Raw genomic sequence first — 23,388 nt, 5'->3', positions numbered from 1 at the left:
CTATCTGGATAGGTAGAGATCCAACTATCGGAAACTGTTCAAGGCCACCCATGAAACGCTACGAAAAATTCGCCGACGACATCGCGGAACTGATCCGCTCGGGCGTGCTCGGCCCCGGCCAGCGCGTGCCGTCGGTGCGCTATGCCAGCCAGACCTACGGCGTCAGCCCGTCCACGGTGTTCCAGGCCTATTACCTGCTGGAGCGGCGTGGCCTGATCCGTGCGCGGCCGCGTTCCGGCTACTTCGTCAACACCCATGCGCCCAGCCCGTTTTCCGAGCCGGTGGTGAGCGAGCAGGTGCATGAGTCCACCGAAGTGGATGTGAGCGAATTGGTGTTTTCGGTGCTCGATTCGATCAAAGACCCCAACACCGTGCCTTTTGGCTCGGCATTTCCCAGCCCCATGCTGTTTCCGTTGCCACGCCTGGCCCGCTCACTGGCCAGCGCCAGTCGTGAGATGGACCCGCGCCTGGTGGTCACCGACATGTCGCCGGGCAACCCGCAGCTGCGTCGGCAGATTGCCCTGCGGTATATGGTCGGTGGCCTGATGCTGCCGATGGAAGAACTGCTGATCACCAACGGCGCCCTCGAAGCGCTGAACCTGTGCCTGCAAGCCGTCACCGAACCCGGCGACCTGGTGGCCATTGAAGCCCCGGCGTTCTACGCCTGCCTGCAAGTGCTGGAACGCTTGAAGCTCAAGGCGGTGGAGATCCCGGTGCACCCGCGTGACGGCATCGACCTCAACGCCCTGGCGCAAACCCTGGAGCGCTACCCGATCAAAGCGTGCTGGACCATGACCAGTTTCCAGAACCCCATCGGCGCCACCTTGCCGGAGGCAAAGAAGCAGGCGTTGGTGGAACTGTTGCGCAGCCACCAGGTGCCGCTGATCGAGGACGATGTATACGCCGAGCTGTATTACGGGCAACACGCGCCCAAGCCGGCCAAGGCCTTCGACACCGAGGGCCTGGTGATGCACTGCGGCTCGTTTGCCAAGAGCCTCGCGCCCGGTTATCGGGTCGGCTGGGTAGCGGCCGGGCGTTATGCGCAGAAGGTCGAGCGCCTGAAATTGATGACCTCGCTGTGCCCATCGATGCCGGCCCAGGCGGCGATTGCCGATTACCTGCAACACGGCGGCTATGACCGGCACTTGCGCAAGTTGCGCTATGCCCTGGAAGAGCAGCAAAGCGCCATGCTGGCGGCCATCGCCCGTTATTTCCCGGCACAGACCCGCGTCAGCCAACCGGCCGGGGGTTACTTCCTGTGGCTGGAGTTGCCGGAGCAGACCGATTCGCTGAAGTTGTTCCAGATGGCCCTGGCCCAGGGCATCAGCATCGCGCCGGGACCGATCTTTTCGGCGACCCAGCGCTTCAGGAACTGTATCCGCTTGAACTATGGCAGCCCGTGGACCGAAGCGTCGGAGAAGGCCATGGAGACATTGGGGCGGATTGTGCGCTCGTTCTGAACGGGCGCTATGGAGTCAACGACCGCCACCCAAATCCAAAAAAGTGCCTGTGGCATACGAAGCCTTGTCCGACAACAACCAGATAATCGCCTCCGCCACTTCATCCGGGCGCCCGCCACGGGCCATGGGGATACCGGACTCCAGCTTGCTGACCCGGTCCGGGTCGCCGCTCAGGGCATGGAAATCGGTGAAGATATAGCCGGGGCGCACGGCGTTCACACGAATGCCCTCGCCTGCCACCTCCTTGGACAGGCCGAGCGTGAACGTGTCGAGCGCCCCCTTGGAGGCCGCATAGTCGACATATTCACCCGGCGACCCCAGCCGCGCGGCCACCGATGACACGTTGACGATACTGCCGCCCTGCCCGCCGTGCCTGGGCGACATGCGCAGCACCGCGTGCTTGGCACACAGGATCGGCCCGAGCACGTTGGTCTTCATGATTTTCAGGATACGGAATTCGGACATTTCATCGACCCGTGACTTATGGCCCACGGTGCCCGCATTGTTGACCAGCGCCGTGACGCGCCCTAACTCGGCGTCGACCCGGTGGAACAGCGCAATCACTTCATCCTCGATGCTCACGTCCGCGCGCACGGCAATCGCCTGGGCACCCAGGGCGCGCACCTGATCGAGCACGCGTTGGGCCGCCGCTTCGTCCGACTGGTAGTTGATGCAGATGCGGTAGCCCTCGCGGGCGGCCAGCAATGCCGTCTCGGCGCCGATCCCGCGGCTGCCGCCGGTGATGAGGAGGACTTTGTCCATGAGTGCGGTCTCCTGATTCAACCTGATGTTTAGGGTTGGAGCCCAAGAATAACCATCAAGCGCAACTTTTGTCAGGCATCACTGCGTTTTCGGCATGCTGGATATCGGCGATGAAACCCTCGGCGGGCAACGGATGACCCAGCAGGTAACCTTGCAATGCGTTGCACCCAAGGCGTGTGAGAAAACGTTGCTGGGCGTCGGTTTCCACGCCTTCAGCGACAATCCGCAAGCCCAGGGCCTGGCCGAGGGCGACGATGGCCGAGACAATGGCAGCATCGTCGCCATCGTGCTCCAGGTCGCGCACAAAGCCACGGTCGATCTTCAATTCGTTTGCAGGCAAACGCTTGAGGTACATCAGGCTCGAATAACCGGTGCCGAAGTCGTCGATGGACAGGTCGACGCCCATGTCCGAGAGCTGCTGCAACACCGTCATGCTCGCATCGGCATCGCTCATGGCGGTGCTTTCGGTGATTTCCAGGGTCAGGCTGTTGGCGGGTAACCGGTGGCGGTGCAGCGCAGCGGCCACACTCTTGACCAGCCCGGCGTGGCAGAACTGCAGCGCCGAGAGGTTTACGGCGATGCGCCAGCCTTGGTAACCCTGGGCGTACCACAGGCTCATCTGGCGACAGGCTTCATTGAGCACCCACTCGCCGATAGGGATGATCAGCCCGGTCTTCTCCGCCAGCTCGATAAACGCGGCGGGCAGCAGCAGGCCCTGTTGCGGATGCTCCCAGCGCAACAGCGCTTCGGCACCGACCGGGAGACCGCTGACCGCATCGAACTTGGGTTGGTAATACAGCCGCAACTGCTGCTGTTGCACCGCATTGCGCAGGTCCTGCAGCAGTTGCAGCTGCTTGCGCGCGTTGGTGTTCATCGATGCGTCGAAAAAACTGTAGCCATTCTTGCCCATGTTCTTGGCGTGATACATCGCGGCGTCGGCGTTCATCAACAATTCCTGGGGATTGCCGCCGTTGCCGGGGAACAGGGCGATGCCGACACTGGCAGAGATGTTCAGTTCATGCTCGGCCACCTGGAATGCACGGTTGATCATCACCACCTGGCGTTCGGCCAGGCCCAGGGCGTCATCGGGCTGGCTCAGTTGCACCAGCAGCACAAACTCGTCGCCGCCGATGCGCGCCAGGGTGTCATGGCTGCGCAAGTCTTCGCGCAGGCGCAGGCCGACTTCGCGCAGCAACTGGTCACCCATATGATGACCGAAGGCATCGTTGACCGGCTTGAAGCCATCCAGGTCGATAAACATCAGCGCGAAGCAGCCGCCCTCCTCCTTCACCGCCTGCATCGCCTGCTGAATCCGGTCGGCGAGCAAGGTGCGGTTGGGCAGGCCGGTGAGCATGTCGTGCAGCGCCAGGTGCGTCAGTTCCTGGTTGGCCTGGGTCAGCGAGTCGGCCAGCACGGCGGTGCGCGCTTCCAGGCGGGCGTCGAGCAGCGACGTCAACAGCGCAATGGCCAGCACCGCCAGGGTCGTCACCAGCACGAGGTTATCCAGGCCCTTGCCGGTCAAGCCATCCAGCGCGGCGGCGCAGTAGCTTTCATCGGCAAAGCGTGCCGCGGCCATGCCGGTGTAATGCATGCCGACGATGGCAAAGCCCATCACCACCGCCGCCCCGCCGCGTGCAAGACGCACGTAGGGCGTGTTACGGCGCAGGTTGAAGGCAATCAACAAGGCCGCACCCGAGGCCACCACGGCGATGAGCAACGAGGCGCCAAACAAGGTGGGGTCGTAGTCGATGCCCGGGGTCATGCGCATCGCGGCCATGCCGGTGTAGTGCATGCTGGCGATGCCTGTGCCCATGATCAATGCGCCAAGCGCCAACTGCCAGGCAGGCAAGCGTGGCTGGCTGACCAGCCAGAGTGCAAAGCCGCAGGAGATCACCGCGATCAACAACGACAGCGCGGTGATCTCGATGTCAAAGCCCAGCGCGAACGGCAGGCGCAGCGCCAGCATTCCGATGAAATGCATGGACCACACACCGACCCCCATCGCCAACGCTCCGCCGGCCATCCACAGATAAACGCCATGGCCTTTGGCGGTCGCGATGCGACCGGCGAGGTCCAGCGCGGTATAGGAGGCCAGGATCGCCACGCACAGGGAGATCACGACGAGGGAGGTTGAATAACTACCGATGAGCATGGGAATTCTCGAGGGCAACGGACTTGAAACGTCCGTACCAGATGGCGAAGCGGCGGATTGTAGCGAGAATATTTTGGTGCAGGCGATTAATTATCAAAAGGCCACCACCTGTTTTCTGGCGTCAATCCGACGCCTTGAAAACCTCACCTTTCAGGTCGCGAATGCTCGATCGTGGAAGGGGGTGGTGCGACGATTCGTTGGGCTCACGATTAGGTAATCCGTAGCAGCCGAGCCTTGGCCTGGCTCGGTATCTACACAAGGCCATCGAGAGCAAGCTCCCTCCCAGTTGGATCGCTGGGCATCAGCCGGCTCGGATGTGCATACGAGACTAATCGTCTTTGGCGCTGATCGGGGTCTGCCCGTCCCAGCCACCGCCCAACGCGGCAATCAACTGCACGCTGGCCACCAACCGCGACTGCAGCAAGGTCAACACCGTACGCTCGTTACTCAGCGCGGTGGCCTGCACCGTCACCACATCCAGATAGGCAATCAAGCCCGCCTTGTACTGGTTCTGGGTCAAGCGCAGCGACTCACGCGCCGCTTCCAGCGCTTCGTTGCTGACCACCGCTTCGTCTTCCAGCACCTTGAGTTGCACCATGTAGTTTTCCACTTCACGGAAACCGTCCAACACGGTCTGGCGGTACTTGGCCACGGTTTCATCATAGGACGCCACGGTGCGGTCAACCTCCGCCGAACGCTGGCCGCCGTCGAACAACGTCATGGCCAGCTTCGGCCCCACCGACCAGAAGCGGTTCGGCAGGCTGATCCAGTCGGCGTAGGTGCTGCTGGAATAACCGCCGGCCAGGCTCAGCGTCAGGTCCGGGTAGTAGGCAGCCTTGGCCACGCCGATGTTGGCGTTGGCGGCGATCACCGAGCGTTCGGCCGAGGCGATGTCCGGACGACGCTCCAGCAGTTGCGAGGGCAGGCTCACCGGGATCTGCGGCAGTGCCGGAATATCTTTGCTGACCGCCAGGTTGAAGTTGGCCGGAGCCTCGCCGATCAGCACGGCGATAGCGTTTTCGAGCTGGGCCCGCTGCCAGATCAGGTCGATCAGGCTGGCCTGGGTGGTCTTGAGCTGGGTTTGCGCCTGGGCCACCGCATCCTTGCCGGAAACGCCGGCGCGGTATTGGTTTTCGGTCATTTGCAGAGAACGCTGGTAGGTGTCCAGCGTGGCTTGCAGCAGACGGGTCTGCTCGTCCATCACCCGCAGTTGCAGGTAGCTTTGCACCAGTTCCGACTGCTGGCTCAGACGCATCGCGGCGAGGTCCGCCGAGCTGGCTTCGGCGCTGGCCTCGTTGGCCTCCAGGCCACGGCGTAATTTGCCCCAGATGTCGGCTTCCCAGCTCACGCCCAACTGCGCGTTGAGGGTGTCGCGGATACCGCTGCTGGAGCTGCTCAGGCTGGCGCTGCTGCTGCCGGTACCCTGGCTGGCGCGGGTCTTGCCGGCGCTGAGGTCGACGGTGGGGTAGAACGCACTGCGGGAGCTGCGCACCAATGCCTGGGCCTGACGAAAACGCGCTTCGGCCTGGGCCACGGTCTGGTTGGCGTTGTTCAGGCGCACCACCAGATCATTCAACTGTAGGTCGCCGTACAGCTCCCACCAGGCGCCACGGGCCAGGGAATCACTCGGCGTCGCCTGACGCCAGCCCTGGGCTTCCTTGAATTGCGCCGGTTCGACAACCTCGGGGCGCTTGTAGTCGGGGCCGACGGCGCAGGCACTGAGTAACGCGCCGAACATCACCATCACCAATACCTTCACACCGCTTGCAATGCCGGTGGTGTGGCGAGGGAGCTTGCTCCCGATGGAGGGTGAAGCACTCCCAGGCTTTTTGGGGGCCGCTTCGCAGCCCGGCGGGAGCAAGCTCCCTCGCCACAATAAGCCGGCGGCGCCTGCAAGGGCGTTGGTTGAATCGGTCATAGCGCAGTGTCCAGGGCAGCATCGGTACGCACGCCGCGCCAGGCATTGAAGCGGTGGCGCGCGCGGTCGAGGTAAAGGTAAACCACCGGGGTGGTGTAAAGGGTCAGGACCTGGCTGAACACCAGGCCGCCAATGATGGTCAGGCCCAGGGGGTGGCGCATTTCCGCGCCATCGCCAGCGCCGAGCAGCAAGGGCAAGGCGCCGAGGATAGCCGCCAGGGTGGTCATCAGAATCGGCCGCAACCGCAGCAGGCAGGCACTGCGAATCGACTCCAGCGGGCCGAGGCCGTCGTTGCGTTCGAGCTGCAACGCCAGGTCGATCATCAGGATCGCGTTCTTCTTCACCACGCCGATCAGCAGGAACAGGCCCAGCAACGAGATCAGGCTGAACTCGCCGCCGGTCAGGTAGATGGCGAGCATCGCGCCGACACCGGCCGATGGCAGGGTCGAGAGGATCGTCAGCGGGTGAATGTAGCTCTCATACAGAATACCCAGCACCAGGTACACCGCCACCAGGGCGCCGAGGATCATGAACGGCTGCCCCTTCTGCGTGGCGGCGAAGGCATCGGCGGTGCCGGCCATCTTGGCGATCACGTCCTCCGGCAGGCCGACCTTGGCAATCGCCCGCTCGATGGCGGCCGTGCCCTGCTCTACCGTGACCCCGGGCGCCATGTCGAACGCAATGTTTTCAGAGGCGAACTGGCCTTCATGGCTGACGCGGTCATCGGCCAGGCTGTTCTCATAATGGGCAATGGTCGATAACGGCACCCGCGCGCCATCGGCGGTGATCACCTGCATCTGGTTGAGGGTGATCGGGTCCTGGGCATATTTGGGGTTGACCTCCATCACCACCTGATACTGGTTGAGGCTGTCGTAGATCGTCGAAATCTGCCGCTGGCTGTAGGCGTTGTTGAGCACCGCCGTGACCATATTCATGTCGATACCCAGGCGCTTGGCCTGGTCGCGGTCGACAATCAAGGTCACCTGGGCTGCGCCGCGACCTTCGCGGGCGTCGATGGCGGTCAGTTCCGGCAACTCACGCAAGGCAGCAACCACTTTCGGGTACCACAGGCGCAGCGCGGCCAGATCGCCGCTTTGCAGGATGTAGGAGTATTGCGCGCTGGTCTGGTCGCGACTGCCACCAAATTGCAGGTCCTGGTCGGCCATCAGGAACAGGCGTCCGCCCGGCACCAGCGGCACGTCCTTGCGCAGCCGCTCGATCACCGCCTGGGCGGAGATCTTGCGTTCGCTGATAGGCTTGAGGCGCACCAGCATGACCGCATTGTTGGTGCCGTTGTTGCCGCCGATAAAGCCGGCCACGCTGAGCACCGCCGGGTCCTTGAGCACGGCCTTGCGGAACGTCTCCATCTTCGGCTGCATCACGCTGAACGACAGACCGTCGTCACCGCGCACGAAGCCGATCAATTGGCCGGTGTCCTGCTGGGGCATGAAAGTCTTGGGCACCACCACGTATAACGCCACGTTCATGCCGATGGTCAGCAACAGGCTGAGCAAGGTCAGGCGCTTATGACGCAGCACCCAGTCCAGGCTGGTGGCGTAGCCGGCGACCATGCGGTCGTTGATCTTCTGGCTCCAGCGCTGCAATCCGCTCATGCGGTCTTTGACGTGGGGTTTGAGCCAACGCGCGCAGAGCATCGGGGTCAGGGTCAGCGAGACGATCAGCGACACAATGATCGCCGCCGACAAGGTGATGGAAAACTCGCGGAACAGGTTGGTGACGATCCCGCCCATAAACAGGATGGACAGGAACACGGCCACCAGCGATACGTTCATCGACAGCAAGGTAAAACCGACTTCCTGGGCTCCGAGGTAGGCAGCCTTCATCGGCGGCACGCCTTCGTCGATATGCCGTGAAATATTCTCCAGCACCACGATAGCGTCGTCCACCACCAGGCCGGTGGCCAGGATCAACGCCATCAGCGAGAAGTTATTCAACGAGAACCCGTACAGGTACATCACCGCAAAGGTGCCGACCAGCGACACCGGTACCGCCAGGGTCGGGATCAACGAGGCACGAAAGTTACCGAGGAACAGGTACACCACCAGGATCACCAGCCCCACCGCGATCAGCAGGGTCATCTCGGCTTCATGCAAGGTGGCGGTGATCACCGGCGAGCGGTCCATGGCCAGGCTCAGCTTGACGCTCGACGGCAGCACCGCCTGCAATGCCGGCAACTGCGCCTTGATCTGGCGCACGGTCTCGATGATGTTGGCGCCGGACTGGCGGTTGATCACCAGCAATACCGCCGAATCGTTGTTGAAGAAACCACTGTTGTAACGGTCTTCGACGCCATCGCTGATCTTCGCCACATCCGACAGGCGCAGGGCCGCGCCATTCTGATAGCGAATCAGCAGGGGCTCGTAGTCCTTGGCTTTCTCCAACTGGTCATTGGCCTGGATCTGCCAGTTGCGCTCGCTGTCTTCAAGGGAGCCCTTGGGCCGGCGCTGGTTGGCGTTGGCGATGGTGTTGCGCACGTCGTCCAGGGCTACGCCGTACTGGTCGAGGGCCTTGGGTTCCAGTTCGATACGCACCGCCGGCAGCGAGCTGCCGCCGATCTGCACTTCACCCACGCCCGGCACCTGGGACAGGCTTTGCGAAAGAATGGTCGAGGCCAGGTCGTAGAGCTGGCCCTTCTGCAACACGTCCGAGGTCAGCGACAGCACCATGATCGGTGCCTGGGACGGGTTGATCTTCTTGTAGGTGGGCATGCTGCGCATGCCGCTGGGCAGCAGGTTGCGCGAGGCGTTGATCGCCGCTTGCACTTCCCGCGCCGCGCCATTGATATCGCGGTCAGAGTCGAACGCCAGGATCACCCGGGTCGAGCCCTGGCTTGAGGAACTGCTCATGGTGGTGATGCCGGCAATCGCACCGAAGGAGCGTTCCAGCGGCGTCGCCACGGTGGAGGCCATGACCTCGGGACTCGCCCCCGGCAAACTGGCCGACACCACGATCACCGGGAAGTCGATCTGCGGCAACGGCGACACCGGCAGCAGGTTGAAGCTGACCCCGCCCAGCAACATGATCGCCAGGCTCAGCAGCATGGTCGCAACCGGCCGGCGAATGAAAGGTCCGGACAGGTTCATGACTCAACCGGCTCCAGGCGTTGCGGCTCTTTGCGCCAGCGACGGCCAAGGCGATCGAAGTACAGGTAGATCACCGGGGTGGTGAACAGCGTCAACACCTGGCTCACCAGCAGACCGCCGACCATCACCAGGCCCAGGGGCTGGCGCAATTCGGCACCGGAGCCGGTGGCCAGCATCAACGGTACCGCGCCGAACAGAGCCGCCAGGGTGGTCATCAGGATCGGCCGGAAGCGCAGCAGCGCCGCCTGGTAGATCGCCGTCTGCGGGTCGAGGCCCTGGTTGCGTTCGGCGTCGAGGGCAAAGTCGATCATCATGATCGCGTTCTTTTTCACGATGCCGATCAGCAGGATGATGCCAATGATCGCGATCATGCCCAAATCATTGCCGCTGAGCAGCAAGGCGAGCAAAGCCCCCACCGCCGCCGACGGCAAGGTCGAGAGAATGGTGATCGGGTGGATATAGCTCTCATAGAGCACGCCGAGCACGATGTACATGGTGACCACAGCGGCCAGGACCAACAACAAAGTGCTCGACAGCGAGGCTTCGAACGCCTGGGCCGCGCCCTGGAACTGCGTCTGTACGCCCACCGGCATGCCAATGTCTTTCTGGGTCTGGTTGATCAGCTCCACCCCCTTGCCCAGGGCGACGCCAGGGGCCAGGTTGAACGACATCATCACCGCCGGGAACTGGCCGATGTGCGCAATCGCCAACTGCGCCTGGCGTTGTTCCACGCGGGCCAGGCTCGACAACCGCACTTGGCCGCCATCGGTGGTTTTCACGTGGATCTGATTCAGCGCCTGGGGGCCAAGGGTTTCGCCGGACTGGGCCTGCAACACCACGCGGTACTGGCTGGCCTGGGTGTAGATCGTCGAGATCTGCCGCTGGCCGAAGGCGTCGTACAGCGCATCGGTGATGGTCGACACGCTGACGCCCAAGCGCGAGGCCGCGTCGCGGTCGATCACCAGGTACACCTGCAGGCCCTTGTCTTGCAGGTCGCTGGCGACGTCGGTGAGTTCCGGCAACTGGCTGAGAGCGTGCACCAGTTTGTCGCTCCACAGCGCCAGCAGCTCGGCGTCCGGCGACGACATGCTGAACTGGTACTGGGTACGGCTCACGCGGTCTTCGATGGTCAGGTCCTGCACCGGCTGCATGAACAGGCGAATGCCGACCAGCTTGTCGATCTCAGGCTGTAGCCGGGTAATCACCTGCGCCGCGCTCAAGTCGCGCTGGCCGTGGGGCTTGAGGTTGATCATCAAGCGCCCGCTGTTGAGGGTAGCGTTGTCGCCGTCCACACCGATGTAGGACGACAGGCTCTCCACCGCCGGGTCGGCCAGGATGATTTTGGCCAGTTCCTGCTGGCGCTGGCTCATGGCGGCGAAGGAAATCGACTGCGGCGCTTCGGAAATGCCCTGGATCACGCCGGTGTCCTGCACCGGAAAGAACCCCTTGGGCACCACCAGGTACAACACCACCGTGAGGCCCAGGGTCGCGATGGCTACCAGCAGGGTCAGCGGCTGGTGCTTGAGCACCCACTGCAATTTGCGCCCGTAGGCTTCGATCATCCAGTCGATCCAGGCGCCGCTGGCCTTGTAAAAACGGCCCTGTTCTTCGTCCTTGGGTTCACGCTTGAGCAATCGCGCGCACATCATCGGTGTCAGTGTCAGGGACACCACCAGGGAAATCAGGATCGCCACGGCAAGGGTGATGGCAAATTCGCGGAACAGACGCCCGACCACATCGGCCATGAACAGCAGCGGGATCAACACCGCAATCAGCGACAGGGTCAGGGAAATCAGGGTAAAGCCAATCTGCTTGGCGCCCTTGAGCGCGGCAGCCAACGGCGTCTCGCCCTCTTCGATATAGCGGGAGATGTTCTCCAGCATCACGATGGCATCGTCGACCACGAAGCCGGTGGCGATGGTCAGCGCCATCAGCGTCAGGTTGTTGATGGAGAACCCGGCCAGGTACATCACGCCAAAGGTGCCCACCAGCGACAGCGGCACGGCAATCGACGGAATGATCGTGGCGCTGACCCGGCGCAGGAACAGGAAGGTCACCATCACCACCAGGGCGATGGCGATCAGCAATTCGTGTTGCACGTCCTTCACCGAGGCGCGGATGGTCTGGGTGCGGTCGGTGAGCACGGTGACGTCGAGGCCGGCCGGCAGGTTATCGGTGATGCTCGGCAGCAGCGCCTTGATGCGGTCCACCACCTCGATCACGTTGGCTCCCGGCTGGCGCTGGATATTGAGCAGCACGGCCTGGTTTTCATTGGCCCAGGCGGCAAGGCGTTCGTTTTCGGCGCCGTCGACGATTTGCGCGACATCCTTGAGGCGCAGCGGCGCACCGTTGTTGTAGGCCAGGATCAACTCGGCGTATTGCTGCGGCGAGACCAACTGGTCGTTGGCATCAAGCATCGACACCCGCGTGGGGCCGTCGAAATTGCCTTTGGGCTGGTTGACGTTGGACGCGGCGATCAGGGTGCGCACATCCGACAGGTTCAGGCCATTGGCTGCCAGGGCCTCGGGGTTGACCTTGATGCGCACCGCCTGGCGCTGGCCGCCGGCGATGCTGACCATACCGACGCCGCTGATCTGCGCAATCTTCTGCGCCATGCGCGTGTCGACCAAGTCATTGAGCTTGGGCAACAGCATGGTCTTGGAGGTGATGGCCAGGGTCAGTACCGGGGTGTCCGCCGGATTGACCTTGTTGTACACCGGCGGTGCCGGCAGATCCTTGGGCAGCAGGTTGGTCGCGGCGTTGATCGCGGCCTGCACCTGTTGCTCGGCGACATCCATGTTGATGTCGAGGTTGAAGCGCAGGGTCAGCACCGAGGCGCCGCCGGAGCTGGTGGACGCCATCTGGGTCAGGCCTGGCATTTGCCCGAACTGGCGCTCCAGCGGCGCGGTGACCGCGCTGGTCATCACATCGGGGCTGGCGCCGGGATACAGGGTCATCACCCGAATAGTCGGGTAATCCACCTGGGGCAACGCCGATACCGGCAGCAAGCGGTAAGCGATGATGCCGGCCAGGACGATGGCCAGCATGCTCAGCGTGGTGGCGACCGGGCGAAGGATAAACAGCCGCGACAGGTTCATGAACCGACCTTTTGCGCCTTGCCGGCGTTGGTGCCGGTGTCTGTCTTGGCCGCGGGTTTGCCCTGCAAGTGTTCGGTCGGGGTGGTTGGCACTTCACTGCTGTCGTTGACCACTTCGATTTCACTGCCGTCTTTGAGGCGGTCGGTGCCCTCGAGTACGATACGGTCGCCAGCGGCCAGGCCTTCCTTGATCACCGTGTTGTCGCCATCGGTATCACCGACGACCAACGGCTGGACCTTGACCTTCTTGTCACCGTCGAGCTTGTAGACAAAGGTGCCGTTGTTGCCGAACTGGATCGCAGCGGACGGCGCCAGCACCACGTTGTGCAGCGTGTCGGCCAGCAAATGCACATTGACGAACTGGTTGGGGAACAGCGCCTGGTCCTTGTTATCGAAGCGCGCCTTGAATTTCAGGGTGCCGGTGGTCACGTCGATCTGGTTGTCGAGGCTTTGCAGTACGCCCACTGCCTGCTGTTTAGCGTCGCCACGGTCCCAGGCTTCCACGGGCAGTTTGTTGCCGGTGCGGTAACGGCTTAGCACGGTTTCCAGGGTATTTTCCGGCAGGGTGAAAGCCACGCTGATGGGCTGGGTCTGGGTGATCACGGCGAGGAACGTAGTGTCGTTGGCCGCCACCAGGTTGCCCACGTCGACCTGGCGCAGGCCTACGCGCCCGCTGATGGGCGCACGGATCTTGGTGAATTCAAGGTTGAGCTTGGCGTCATCCACCGCGCCCTGGTTGGTCTTGACCGTACCCTGGTACTGCAACACCAGCGCTTCGGCGGTGTCCAGGGTTTGCTTGGCGATACTGTCCTGGGCGTAGAGGCCGCGGTAGCGCTCGACATCAACCTGGGCGTTTTTCAGCTGGGCCTGGTTCTGCAACAGCGTGCCCTGGGCCTGGAGCAAGGCATTCTGGTAACTGCGCGGGTCGATCTCCGCCAACAGGTCACCGGCCTTGACCATCTGCCCTTCCTCAAAGGCGATTTTCACCAGCTCACCGCCCACCCGGCTGCGCACATTGATGGTGTTGAGCGCCGTCACCGTGCCCAACGCCTTATAGTACACCGGAAACTCCCCCAGCACCGCCGGCGCCACGCGCACCGGCACCGGGCCGGTGGCGCCGCCGAAACCCGGGCGCGCCATGCCGGTTTTACCGGTATGCCCGGCCGGTGCGTCTTTGTGGGCAGCGCCGCCTGGCCAGAATTTCCAGCACAGGCCGGCGATAACCAGCAGCACAAGCAGGCCGAACAGCCAGCGACGGGAGTTGCGGGGGGAGGATTGCATGGAGTGATCAACCATTGGGCGCGAGAGCTTCTACTGGGGGAGGCTGAAAGATAAGCACTGGGGCGCATTAAGAAAAGCGCCTTTACCGGCTATTTACCTTGGGCTTACAACTTTTAACTGCTGCGGCTTAGTCCGTCGGCTATTTCGCTAAGCGTTTGAGCTGCAAATGAAAACGGCCTGGACTAGGCCAGGCCGCAATCATGTATCAAGCGTGTTACTGCATCACGACAGCAATGCGCGGAAACAGTTACTTCAACACAGCCAAGGCTGCTTCGTAGTTTGGTTCTTCGGCAATTTCCTTGACCAACTCGCTGTGCAGCACGTTGTCGTTTTCGTCCAGCACCACCACGGCACGGGCGGTCAGGCCCTTGAGCGGGCCATCGGCGATCGCCACACCGTAATCAACGGCGAAATCCGAATCACGGAAGTCCGACAAGTTCTTCACGTTTTCCAGGCCTTCGGAGCCGCAGAAACGCGCCTGGGCGAATGGCAGGTCAGTGGAAATGCACAGCACCACGGTGTTTTCCACATCGTTGGCCTGGGCGTTGAACTTGCGCACCGAAGTCGCGCAGGTTGGGGTGTCAACGCTTGGGAAGATGTTCAGCACTTTGCGCTTGCCGGCAAAAGTGGCCAGGGTGACGTTGGACAGATCGCCGGCGGTCAGGGTGAAGTCTGCGGCTTTGGCGCCGACTTTCGGCAATTCGCCTTCAACCTGGACCGGGTTGCCTTTGAGGGTGACTTGAGCCATGAACGGAATCCTTATGCTGGGTTTTGGTTAAACGAATTCGAGAGGCCGAAGTTAACCACAAAGTGACGTGGCTACCTACCGCCAGACATAAATTGTCATGCCAGCCGGTTGTGGTTTAATTGCGCGCTTTTTGCCCGCCCGATTAAGGAACCCGCTGCCGATGAAAGCGCCCATCACCAAAGTCCTGGTCATTGGTTATGTCTGGCCGGAGCCCCGTTCCTCGGCCGCCGGCGGGCATATGATGCAGATCCTCGAAACTTTTCTTACACAGAATTGGGATATTACCTTCAGCAGCCCGGCCGCTCTCGGCGAACACAAGGCCGACCTGCGCGCATTGGGCATCGCCGAATGCGCCATCGAACTCAATAACAGCAGTTTCGACGACTTTATCCGCGAACTGGCTCCGGACATCGTGCTGTTCGACCGTTTCATGATGGAAGAGCAATTCGGCTGGCGCGTGGAGAAGTACTGCCCCGACGCCCTGCGCGTGCTCGAGACCTCCGACTTGCAAAGCCTGCGCGACGCCCGTCACCAGCGCCTCAAGGACCATCTCAAGGCACATCCGGACAATGACGACTTCAGCGCCCTGTTCGCGCCCGCCCTGGAAGAAGAATTCCAACGCATGGCCGACACCGACCTGGCCAAGCGCGAGATCGCAGCCATTTACCGCTGTGACATCAGCCTGATGATCTCCGACGTGGAAATCCGCCTGCTCACCGAACAGTTCAAGGTGCCGGCCGCCCTGCTCCACTGGTGCCCCTTGATGATGGTGCCGCCGACCGCAGCGTTCGCGCCCTATGAAGACCGCGCGCACTTTCTCAGCATCGGCAACTTCCGCCACGCGCCCAACTGGGATGCGGTGCTGTGGATGAAGAACAGCCTGTGGCCGCTGATTCGTCAGCAACTACCGGGCGCGCAGCTGCATATCTATGGCGCCTACACGCCGCCCAAGGCCACGGCGCTGCACAACCCGGCCCAGGGCTTTCATGTGATGAACTGGGCCGAAGACGCGCTGCAGGTGATGACCGCCGCACGGATCTGCCTGGCACCGCTGCGCTTTGGTGCCGGCATCAAGGGCAAGCTGGCGGACGCGATGCTGTGCGGCACGCCAAATGTCACCACGCCGATCGGCGCCGAAGCCATGGGCGATGAACAGCCATGGCCGGGCGCAATCGAACAGAGTGCCCCTGCCCTGGCGGCGGCGGCCGTGGCCTTGTACCAGGACCGCGAACGCTGGAACCTGGCGCAGGAACAGGGGGGGCACTTGCTTGGCCGTCGCTACGACCAGGCAATCCACGGCCCGGCGCTGCTGGCCTGCCTGGAGCAATGCCGCCGTAACCTTGCCGCCCATCGGAGTACTAACTTCACTGGCGGCATGCTGCGCCATCACGCCCATAAAAGTACCCAGTACATGTCCCAGTGGATCGAGGCGAAAAACCGCAGCGTATAAACACCGGCGCTGGCGGGGTCGCGCGCGAGGGGGCATTATCCTGTGCAGCAACCACAATAAAGCGACGGCAGCATGACCCGAGCAACGCGCATCACCGACCCTTCCTACGAGCTGATGGACGATCACAACGGTCTGTCCATCATCTATCGCCAGCATGGTTTCCCGTGCCCGCTGGTGCGCTGGCATTTCCACAAGGAATACGAGCTGCACCTGATCGTCGCCAGCTCCGGCAAGGTGTTCATCGGCGACTACATCGGCAACTTCTACCCGGAAAGCCTGTTTCTCACCGGCCCTAACCTGCCCCACAACTGGATCAGCCAGATCGAGGAAGGCGAGGTGGTGCCCAAGCGCGACATGCTGGTCAATTTCACCGATGAGCTGCTGAGCGGCGCCAGCCAGATCTTCACTGAACTCAAAAGCTTGGCGCCCTTGCTGGAGCGTGCGCAGTACGGCATCGAATTTCGCTGCAAAAAGACCATTGCCCAGGCCATGGATTTGATGCAACGCATCGAGGACGCCCAGGGCATGGCGAGGCTGGGGCACTTCTTCATCCTGCTGGAAGTGCTCGGTGCCTGTGAGGACTACCACCTGCTGTCGGGCGTGACCACGCCACAGCAAGCCGATGAACACAGCATCGACCGCACCAACCGCGCGGTGGACTACATCTTTGCCCATTACGCACGGGAGTTGCCGCTGGAAGAAGTGGCGGAGTACCTGGGGATGAAGCCAACGTATTTTTCCAGGGTGTTCAAACAGGCGACCGGGCGCACTTTTATTGAATTCGTCAATCGGCTGCGTATCAGCAAGTCCTGTGAATTGCTGGCCGATGGGGACAAGGCGGTGACGGATGTGTGCTTTGAGTCGGGGTTCAATAATATTTCCAACTTCAATCGGCGGTTTCAGCAGCTCAAGGGGATGACGCCGTCTCACTATCGGCGGTTGGCGGTGCAGCGGTTGACGGAGCAGAATTTGGCTTGATGTTGATCGTTCGGCTGGGTGTCGGGGGAAACAGAAACGTCTTACAAGCCTTTGAGGTTGCCCCTAGGACACTCCATCTCTAGTCTCCGTACACCGCTGCACACTCAGCGGTCGGGCGTCGCGGCCTGTATTTCTCCGGCTTCTTTAATACATCTGCGGAGCTTGACCATGATTAAACCCACTCCAAATCCCTCGCTCGATCCGGCGCCCAGCGTGCTATTCACCGTTAAAGACGGCATCTGCACCCAAGACCTGCTGGTCAACCTCAGCGAATCCCTCGCCTCTGCCCACGCCCTCACCTGCGATTTCGCCTTTGAACTCGACGGCTCGCGACGAGAAGGTGCGCTGGGTATTGCACAGTTGATTGAGGTATCCAGGTTGTTGGCTGAACGCGTATTGGCTGTTATCGAGCGCTAAACCCTGCATCGGTCGCCCTCAAGCTTCGTTTGAGGGCGATCACTGAGTGCAAAAAAGTATCAGTGAGCGTGCTCCCAAGGATTTGTCACCGCCGCTTTTGAAGGCTGTAATCAACGCACACTCTTCCTGACTCCTTGTAGGAAGACACAACAACAATAACCGTCCTTCTGTAGCCCTCTGGGCGCGGAAATGGAGTGCGCGATGAAGTTCACAGCAAAAGCATTGCTTGCCTGTACCTGCATGACCCTCAGCGCCGTCAGCCTTGGCGCGCAGACCCTGACCATTGCCACCGTCAACAACAGCGACATGATCCGCATGCAAAAGCTCTCGAAAACCTTCGAGACCGAGCATCCGGAGATCAAGCTGAACTGGGTGGTGCTCGAAGAAAACGTGCTGCGCCAGCGCCTGACCACCGACATCGCCACCCAGGGCGGACAGTTCGACGTGTTGACCATCGGCATGTACGAAGCCGCACTCTGGGGCGCCAAGGGTTGGCTGGAGCCGATGAAGGACCTGCCGGCGTCCTACGACCTCGACGATGTGTTCCCTTCGGTGCGTGACGGTTTGTCGGTCAAGGGTTCGTTGTACGCCCTGCCGTTCTATGCCGAAAGCTCGATTACCTATTACCGCACCGATCTGTTCAAGAACGCCGGGCTGAGCATGCCCGAGCACCCGACCTGGAGCCAGATCGGCGAATTCGCCGCCAAACTCACCGACAAGAGCAAAGAGCAATACGGCCTGTGCCTGCGTGGCAAAGCCGGTTGGGGCGAGAACATGGCATTGATCACCACTCTGGCCAACGGCTACGGTGCGCGCTGGTTCGACGAAAAATGGCAGCCGGAATTCAACGGTCCCGAGTGGAAGGACGCGCTGAACTTCTACGTCGACAACATGAAAAAATCCGGCCCGCCGGGTGCGTCCAGCAACGGTTTCAACGAAAACCTGGCGCTGTTCAACAGCGGCAAATGCGCGATCTGGGTCGATGCCAGCGTCGCCGGTTCGTTCGTCACCGACAAGTCCCAGAGCAAGGTGGCCGATAGCGTCGGCTTCACTTTCGCTCCGCACGAGAAGACCGACAAGGGCACGTCGTGGCTGTACTCCTGGAGCCTGGCGATTCCGACCAGTTCCAAGGCCAAGGACGCCGCCAAGGTGTTCACTACCTGGGCGACTTCCAAGGAATATGGCGCCCTGGTCGCCAAGACCGACGGTATCGCCAACGTGCCGCCGGGCACGCGCACCTCGACCTACAGCGACGACTACATGAAAGCCGCGCCGTTCGCCAAGGTGACGCTGGAATCGCTGAAAGTCGCCGACCCGACCAAGCCGACGCTCAAGCCGGTGCCGTATATCGGGATCCAGTTGGTGACCATTCCTGAATTCCAGGCGATCGGGACCCAGGTCGGCAAGTTCTTCTCCGGTGCGCTGACCGGTCAGCAGACGGTCGATGCGGCACTGACTGCGGCGCAGACCACCACCGAGCGCGAAATGAAGCGGGCCGGCTACCCCAAATAGCCCAGCCTCACCACAGTCAAATGTGGGAGGGGACTTGCCTCCTCCCACACTGACCGCGCTCCGATTCGTATCCGACTGGTCTTGATCACCATGAATACACCCCGCAAAAACCGCCTGGCCAACCCCGGCTGGTTCCTCGTCACGCCCTCGGTCGCCATGCTGCTGGTCTGGATGATCGTGCCGCTGGGCATGACCCTGTACTTTTCACTGATCCGCTACAACCTGCTCTACCCCGGCGAGAACCAATTCGTGGGGCTGGAGAACTTCACCTACTTCATCACCGATTCAGGCTTCCTGCCCGGCGCCACCAATACGCTGTTGCTGGTGGGCAGTGTGCTGCTGATCAGCGTGGTGTTCGGCGTGTTGATCAGCGCCCTGCTGGAGGCCAGCGAGTTCTTCGGCCGCGGCGTGGTGCGGGTGTTGCTGATCTCGCCGTTCTTCATCATGCCCACCGTCGGTGCGCTGATCTGGAAGAACCTGATTTTCCACCCGGTGTCCGGGATTCTCGCCGCCGTGTGGAAGCTGTTCGGCGCCGAGCCGGTGGACTGGCTGGCGCACTATCCGCTGTTGTCGATCATCATCATTGTGTCGTGGCAATGGCTGCCGTTCGCGATCCTGCTGCTGATGACCGCCATGCAGTCCCTCGACCAGGAACAAAAGGAAGCCGCACGCCTGGACGGTGCCGGTGCCATCGCGATTTTCTGGCACCTGACGTTGCCGCACCTGGCCCGCCCGATTGCCGTGGTGGTAATGATCGAGACGATCTTTTTGCTCTCGGTGTTCGCCGAAATCTTCACCACCACCAACGGTGGCCCCGGCTACGCCTCGACCAACCTGGCCTACCTGATCTACAACCAGGCGCTGGTGCAGTTCGACGTGGGCATGGCCTCGGCCGGCGGCTTGATTGCCGTGATCATCGCCAATATCGCGGCGATCATCCTGGTGCGGATGATCGGCAAAAACCTGACTGACAAGCCTTGAGGGCCGCGCCATGACGCTTCAACAATCCCGCCGCCTGCAAAGCCTGCTGCTTGGCACGCTGGCCTGGGCCATCGCGATTCTGATTTTCTTCCCGATATTCTGGATGGTGCTGACCAGCTTCAAGACCGAAATCGACGCGTTCGCCACCCCGCCGCAGTTCATCTTCACGCCGACGCTGGAGAACTACCTGCACATCAACGAGCGCAGCAACTACTTCAGCTACGCGTGGAACTCGGTGCTGATTTCGTTCAGCGCCACCGCGCTGTGCCTGCTGATCTCGGTGCCGGCCGCCTACTCCATGGCGTTCTACGAAACCCAGCGCACCAAGGGTACGCTGCTGTGGATGCTGTCCACCAAGATGCTGCCGCCGGTGGGCGTGCTGATGCCGATCTACCTGCTGGCCAAGAGCTTCGGCCTGCTGGATACGCGCATTGCGCTGATCATCATCTACACCCTGATCAACCTGCCGATCGTGGTGTGGATGGTGTACACCTACTTCAAGGACATCCCCAAGGACATCCTCGAAGCCGCCCGTCTGGACGGCGCCACCCTGTGGCAGGAAATGGTCCGGGTGCTGCTGCCGATCGCCAAGGGCGGTCTCGCCTCCACTGTGCTGCTGTCGTTGATCCTGTGCTGGAACGAGGCGTTCTGGTCGTTGAACCTGACCTCGTCCGCCGCCGCGCCGCTCACCGCGCTGATCGCCTCTTACTCCAGCCCCGAAGGCTTGTTCTGGGCCAAATTGTCCGCCGTCTCGACCCTGGCTTGCGCACCGATCCTGATCTTCGGCTGGATCAGCCAGAAACAGCTGGTGCGTGGGCTGTCTTTCGGCGCGGTTAAATAATAATTCCCAGCGGAGGGCCCATCATGGCCAACCTGAAAATCAAGAATCTGCAAAAAGGCTTCGAAGGTTTCTCGATCATCAAAGGCATCGACCTGGAAGTGAACGACAAGGAATTCGTGGTCTTCGTCGGCCCGTCGGGCTGCGGTAAATCCACCCTGCTGCGCCTGATCGCCGGCCTGGAAGAAGTCAGCGACGGCACCATTGAACTCGATGGCCGCGACATCACCGAAGTGACCCCGGCCAAGCGTGACCTGGCGATGGTGTTCCAGACCTACGCGCTGTACCCGCACATGAGCGTGCGCAAGAACATGTCGTTCGCCCTGGACCTGGCCGGCGTCGACAAGAAACTGGTGGAGAGCAAGGTCAACGAAGCGGCGCGCATCCTCGAGCTGGGCCCGTTGCTGGAGCGCAAGCCCAAGCAACTCTCCGGCGGCCAACGCCAGCGCGTGGCGATTGGCCGGGCGATTGTGCGCAACCCGAAAATTTTCCTGTTCGACGAACCGCTGTCCAACCTCGACGCCGCCCTGCGCGTGCAGATGCGCCTGGAGCTGGCGCGCCTGCACAAGGAACTGCAGGCGACCATGATCTACGTCACCCACGACCAGGTCGAAGCCATGACCCTGGCCGACAAAGTCGTGGTGCTCAACAGCGGCCGTATCGAGCAGGTCGGTTCGCCGCTGGAGCTGTACCACCAGCCGGCCAACCTGTTTGTGGCGGGTTTCCTGGGGACACCGAAGATGGGCTTCCTCAAGGGCAAGGTCACGCGGGTCGAGGCGCAAAATTGCGAGGTACAGCTGGACGCCGGCACCTTGATCAGCCTGCCGCTCAGCGGCCCGACGCTGAGCGTGGGCAGCGCCGTGACCCTGGGCATTCGCCCGGAACACCTGGAAATCGCCGTACCTGGGCAAACCACCCTGACCGTCACCGCCGACGTCGGCGAGCGCCTGGGCAGTGACACCTTCTGCCACGTCAACACCGCCAACGGCGAGCCGTTGACCATGCGAATCCGTGGCGACATGGCCAGCCAATATGGCGAAACGCTGCACCTGCACCTGGACCCGGCGCACTGCCATCTGTTCGACACCGACGGCGTGGCCGTGACCCGCCCACTGCGCGCCGCCGCCTGATTTCGCGAGTACTCCGTTATGAAGCTGAATAAACAGAACCTGACCCAACTGGCGCCGCAGGTAAACATCCCGACCTATGCGCTTGCCGACACATCCCAAGGCATCGCCCATATCGGCGTCGGCGGGTTCCACCGCGCGCACCAGGCGTATTACACCGACGCCTTGATGAACACCGGCGAAGGCCTGGACTGGAGCATCTGCGGTGTCGGCCTGCGCGCCGAGGACCGCAAGGCCCGCGATGACCTGGCCGGCCAGGATTACCTGTTCACCCTGTATGAGCTGGGCGACACCGACGACACCGAAGTGCGCGTGATCGGCTCGATCAGTGACATGCTGCTCGCCGAAGACGGCGCCCAGGCGCTGATCGATAAGCTGGCGGACCCTGCGATTCGCATCGTCTCGCTGACCATCACCGAAGGCGGTTATTGCATTGACGACAGCAACGGCGAATTTATGGCCCACCTGCCGCAGATCCAGCATGACCTGGCGCACCCCGCTGCGCCGAAAACCGTATTCGGGTTTATCTGCGCCGCCCTCACCCAGCGCCGCGCCGCCGGGGTTCCGGCGTTTACGGTGATGTCCTGCGATAACTTGCCGCACAACGGCGCCGTCACGCGCAAGGCCTTGCTGGCGTTCGCCGCGTTGCACGATACCCAGTTGCATGACTGGATAGACGCCAACGTCAGCTTCCCCAATGCCATGGTCGACCGCATCACGCCGATGACCAGCACGGCCCATCGCTTGCAACTGCACGACCAGCACGGCATCGACGATGCCTGGCCGGTGGTGTGCGAACCGTTTGTGCAGTGGGTGCTGGAAGACAAGTTCGTCAACGGCCGTCCGGCCTGGGAAAAGGTCGGCGTGCAGTTCACCGATGACGTGACGCCCTACGAAGAAATGAAGATCGGCCTGCTCAACGGCAGCCACCTGGCGCTGACCTACCTGGGGTTTCTCAAGGGTTATCGGTTTGTCCACGAAACCATGAACGATCCAGTATTCGTGGCCTACATGTGTGCCTACATGGACCTGGACGTCACGCCGAACCTGGCGCCGGTGCCCGGCATCGACCTGACGGCGTACAAGCAGACGCTGGTGGAGCGTTTTTCCAACCAGGCCATTGCCGATCAGTTGGAGCGCGTGTGTTCGGATGGGTCGTCGAAGTTTCCCAAGTTCACCGTGCCGACCATTAATCGCTTGATTGCGGATGGGCGTGAGACCGAGCGCGCGGCGCTTGTCGTTGCAGCCTGGGCCTTGTATTTGAAGGGTGTCGACGAGAATGGGGTGAGCTACAAGATCCCGGATCCACGGGCGCAATTTTGCCAAGGGCTGGTGAGCGACGATGCGTTGATCAGCAAACGCCTGTTGGGCGTGGAAGAGATTTTCGGCACGGCTATTCCCAACTCGCCTGAGTTTGTGGCAGCGTTCGAGCGGTGTTTCGTGAGCTTGCGTGATAACGGCGTCACAGCGACCCTGCAAAACCTTCTGAAGAAACCGGTTTAAATGTGGGAGGGGGCTTGCTCCCGATGGCGGTGTGTCAGTCAAATATCCTTCACTGACCCA

At 61.9% G+C, this 23,388-nt stretch carries 16 protein-coding genes; 9 read left to right on the top strand and 7 right to left on the bottom strand.

The features are described from left to right. The first annotated feature begins 50 nt into the window (after nucleotides 1-50). Nucleotides 51-1,460: a GntR family transcriptional regulator MpaR gene (gene mapR / locus PSH66_RS14345; RefSeq protein ID WP_003173686.1), complete on the top strand. Its 1,410-nt coding sequence runs from the start codon at nucleotides 51-53 to the stop codon at nucleotides 1,458-1,460. Between the two features lie 15 nt (nucleotides 1,461-1,475). Here the strand turns inward: mapR and PSH66_RS14340 are convergent, their stop codons facing one another. The 7 genes from PSH66_RS14340 to tpx form a co-directional block, all read right to left on the bottom strand. Beyond that, the gene (locus PSH66_RS14340; protein WP_003173684.1) at nucleotides 1,476-2,222 is read right to left on the bottom strand and encodes an SDR family oxidoreductase; all 747 of its coding nucleotides are present in this window, start codon (nucleotides 2,220-2,222) and stop codon (nucleotides 1,476-1,478) included. A gap of 55 nt (nucleotides 2,223-2,277) precedes the next feature. Continuing rightward, entirely contained in the window at nucleotides 2,278-4,374 is a 2,097-nt protein-coding gene (locus tag PSH66_RS14335) for a bifunctional diguanylate cyclase/phosphodiesterase (protein WP_305429453.1), read from the bottom strand. Between the two features lie 328 nt (nucleotides 4,375-4,702). Further along, nucleotides 4,703-6,292, bottom strand: a complete 1,590-nt coding sequence (locus tag PSH66_RS14330; protein ID WP_370694834.1) for an efflux transporter outer membrane subunit — start codon at nucleotides 6,290-6,292, stop codon at nucleotides 4,703-4,705. Next, on the bottom strand, nucleotides 6,289-9,396 hold the full coding sequence (locus tag PSH66_RS14325) for an efflux RND transporter permease subunit (protein WP_003173681.1): 3,108 nt from the start codon (nucleotides 9,394-9,396) through the stop codon (nucleotides 6,289-6,291). The genes PSH66_RS14330 and PSH66_RS14325 overlap by 4 nt, the downstream gene beginning before the upstream one ends. Continuing rightward, nucleotides 9,393-12,494 (bottom strand): MdtB/MuxB family multidrug efflux RND transporter permease subunit, encoded by a 3,102-nt coding sequence (locus PSH66_RS14320; RefSeq protein ID WP_305429451.1) that lies wholly within the window; start codon nucleotides 12,492-12,494, stop codon nucleotides 9,393-9,395. The genes PSH66_RS14325 and PSH66_RS14320 overlap by 4 nt, the downstream gene beginning before the upstream one ends. Then, on the bottom strand, nucleotides 12,491-13,789 hold the full coding sequence (locus PSH66_RS14315; RefSeq protein WP_003173679.1) for an MdtA/MuxA family multidrug efflux RND transporter periplasmic adaptor subunit: 1,299 nt from the start codon (nucleotides 13,787-13,789) through the stop codon (nucleotides 12,491-12,493). The genes PSH66_RS14320 and PSH66_RS14315 overlap by 4 nt, the downstream gene beginning before the upstream one ends. A 232-nt stretch (nucleotides 13,790-14,021) precedes the next feature. Continuing rightward, complete coding sequence (tpx, locus tag PSH66_RS14310) at nucleotides 14,022-14,522, bottom strand: thiol peroxidase (RefSeq protein WP_003173678.1); 501 nt, start codon at nucleotides 14,520-14,522, stop codon at nucleotides 14,022-14,024. 160 nt (nucleotides 14,523-14,682) lie between these two features. Between tpx and PSH66_RS14305 the strand changes: the two genes are divergently transcribed. The 8 genes from PSH66_RS14305 to PSH66_RS14270 all read left to right on the top strand — a co-directional run bounded on the left by PSH66_RS14305 (nucleotide 14,683) and on the right by PSH66_RS14270 (nucleotide 23,328). Continuing rightward, nucleotides 14,683-15,972: a glycosyltransferase gene (locus PSH66_RS14305; RefSeq protein WP_305429449.1), complete on the top strand. Its 1,290-nt coding sequence runs from the start codon at nucleotides 14,683-14,685 to the stop codon at nucleotides 15,970-15,972. Between the two features lie 72 nt (nucleotides 15,973-16,044). Next, entirely contained in the window at nucleotides 16,045-16,950 is a 906-nt protein-coding gene (locus tag PSH66_RS14300; RefSeq protein WP_003173676.1) for an AraC family transcriptional regulator, read from the top strand. Nucleotides 16,951-17,118: 168 nt separating this feature from the next. Then, complete coding sequence (locus PSH66_RS14295) at nucleotides 17,119-17,367, top strand: DUF6124 family protein (RefSeq protein WP_305429447.1); 249 nt, start codon at nucleotides 17,119-17,121, stop codon at nucleotides 17,365-17,367. 201 nt (nucleotides 17,368-17,568) lie between these two features. Beyond that, nucleotides 17,569-18,879 (top strand): sugar ABC transporter substrate-binding protein, encoded by a 1,311-nt coding sequence (locus PSH66_RS14290; protein WP_003173674.1) that lies wholly within the window; start codon nucleotides 17,569-17,571, stop codon nucleotides 18,877-18,879. Between the two features lie 90 nt (nucleotides 18,880-18,969). Beyond that, nucleotides 18,970-19,860 carry a carbohydrate ABC transporter permease gene (locus PSH66_RS14285; protein ID WP_305429445.1) on the top strand — a complete coding sequence of 297 codons (891 nt, stop codon included), beginning with the start codon at nucleotides 18,970-18,972 and terminating at the stop codon, nucleotides 19,858-19,860. Between the two features lie 10 nt (nucleotides 19,861-19,870). Then, nucleotides 19,871-20,701, top strand: coding sequence for a carbohydrate ABC transporter permease (locus tag PSH66_RS14280; protein WP_003173672.1), 831 nt, complete (start codon nucleotides 19,871-19,873; stop codon nucleotides 20,699-20,701). Between the two features lie 23 nt (nucleotides 20,702-20,724). Beyond that, on the top strand, nucleotides 20,725-21,828 hold the full coding sequence (locus PSH66_RS14275; protein WP_003173671.1) for an ABC transporter ATP-binding protein: 1,104 nt from the start codon (nucleotides 20,725-20,727) through the stop codon (nucleotides 21,826-21,828). An 18-nt stretch (nucleotides 21,829-21,846) separates the two neighbouring features. Continuing rightward, nucleotides 21,847-23,328 (top strand): mannitol dehydrogenase family protein, encoded by a 1,482-nt coding sequence (locus PSH66_RS14270; protein ID WP_305429444.1) that lies wholly within the window; start codon nucleotides 21,847-21,849, stop codon nucleotides 23,326-23,328. Nucleotides 23,329-23,388: the final 60 nt, after the last annotated feature.

Origin of the sequence: Pseudomonas sp. FP597, assembly GCF_030687435.1 — a bacterium.
Taxonomy (GTDB): Bacteria; Pseudomonadota; Gammaproteobacteria; order Pseudomonadales; family Pseudomonadaceae; genus Aquipseudomonas; species Aquipseudomonas lactucae.
Note: the sequence above shows the minus strand (reverse complement) of the source record. Positions and strands in the feature narration are given on the sequence as shown.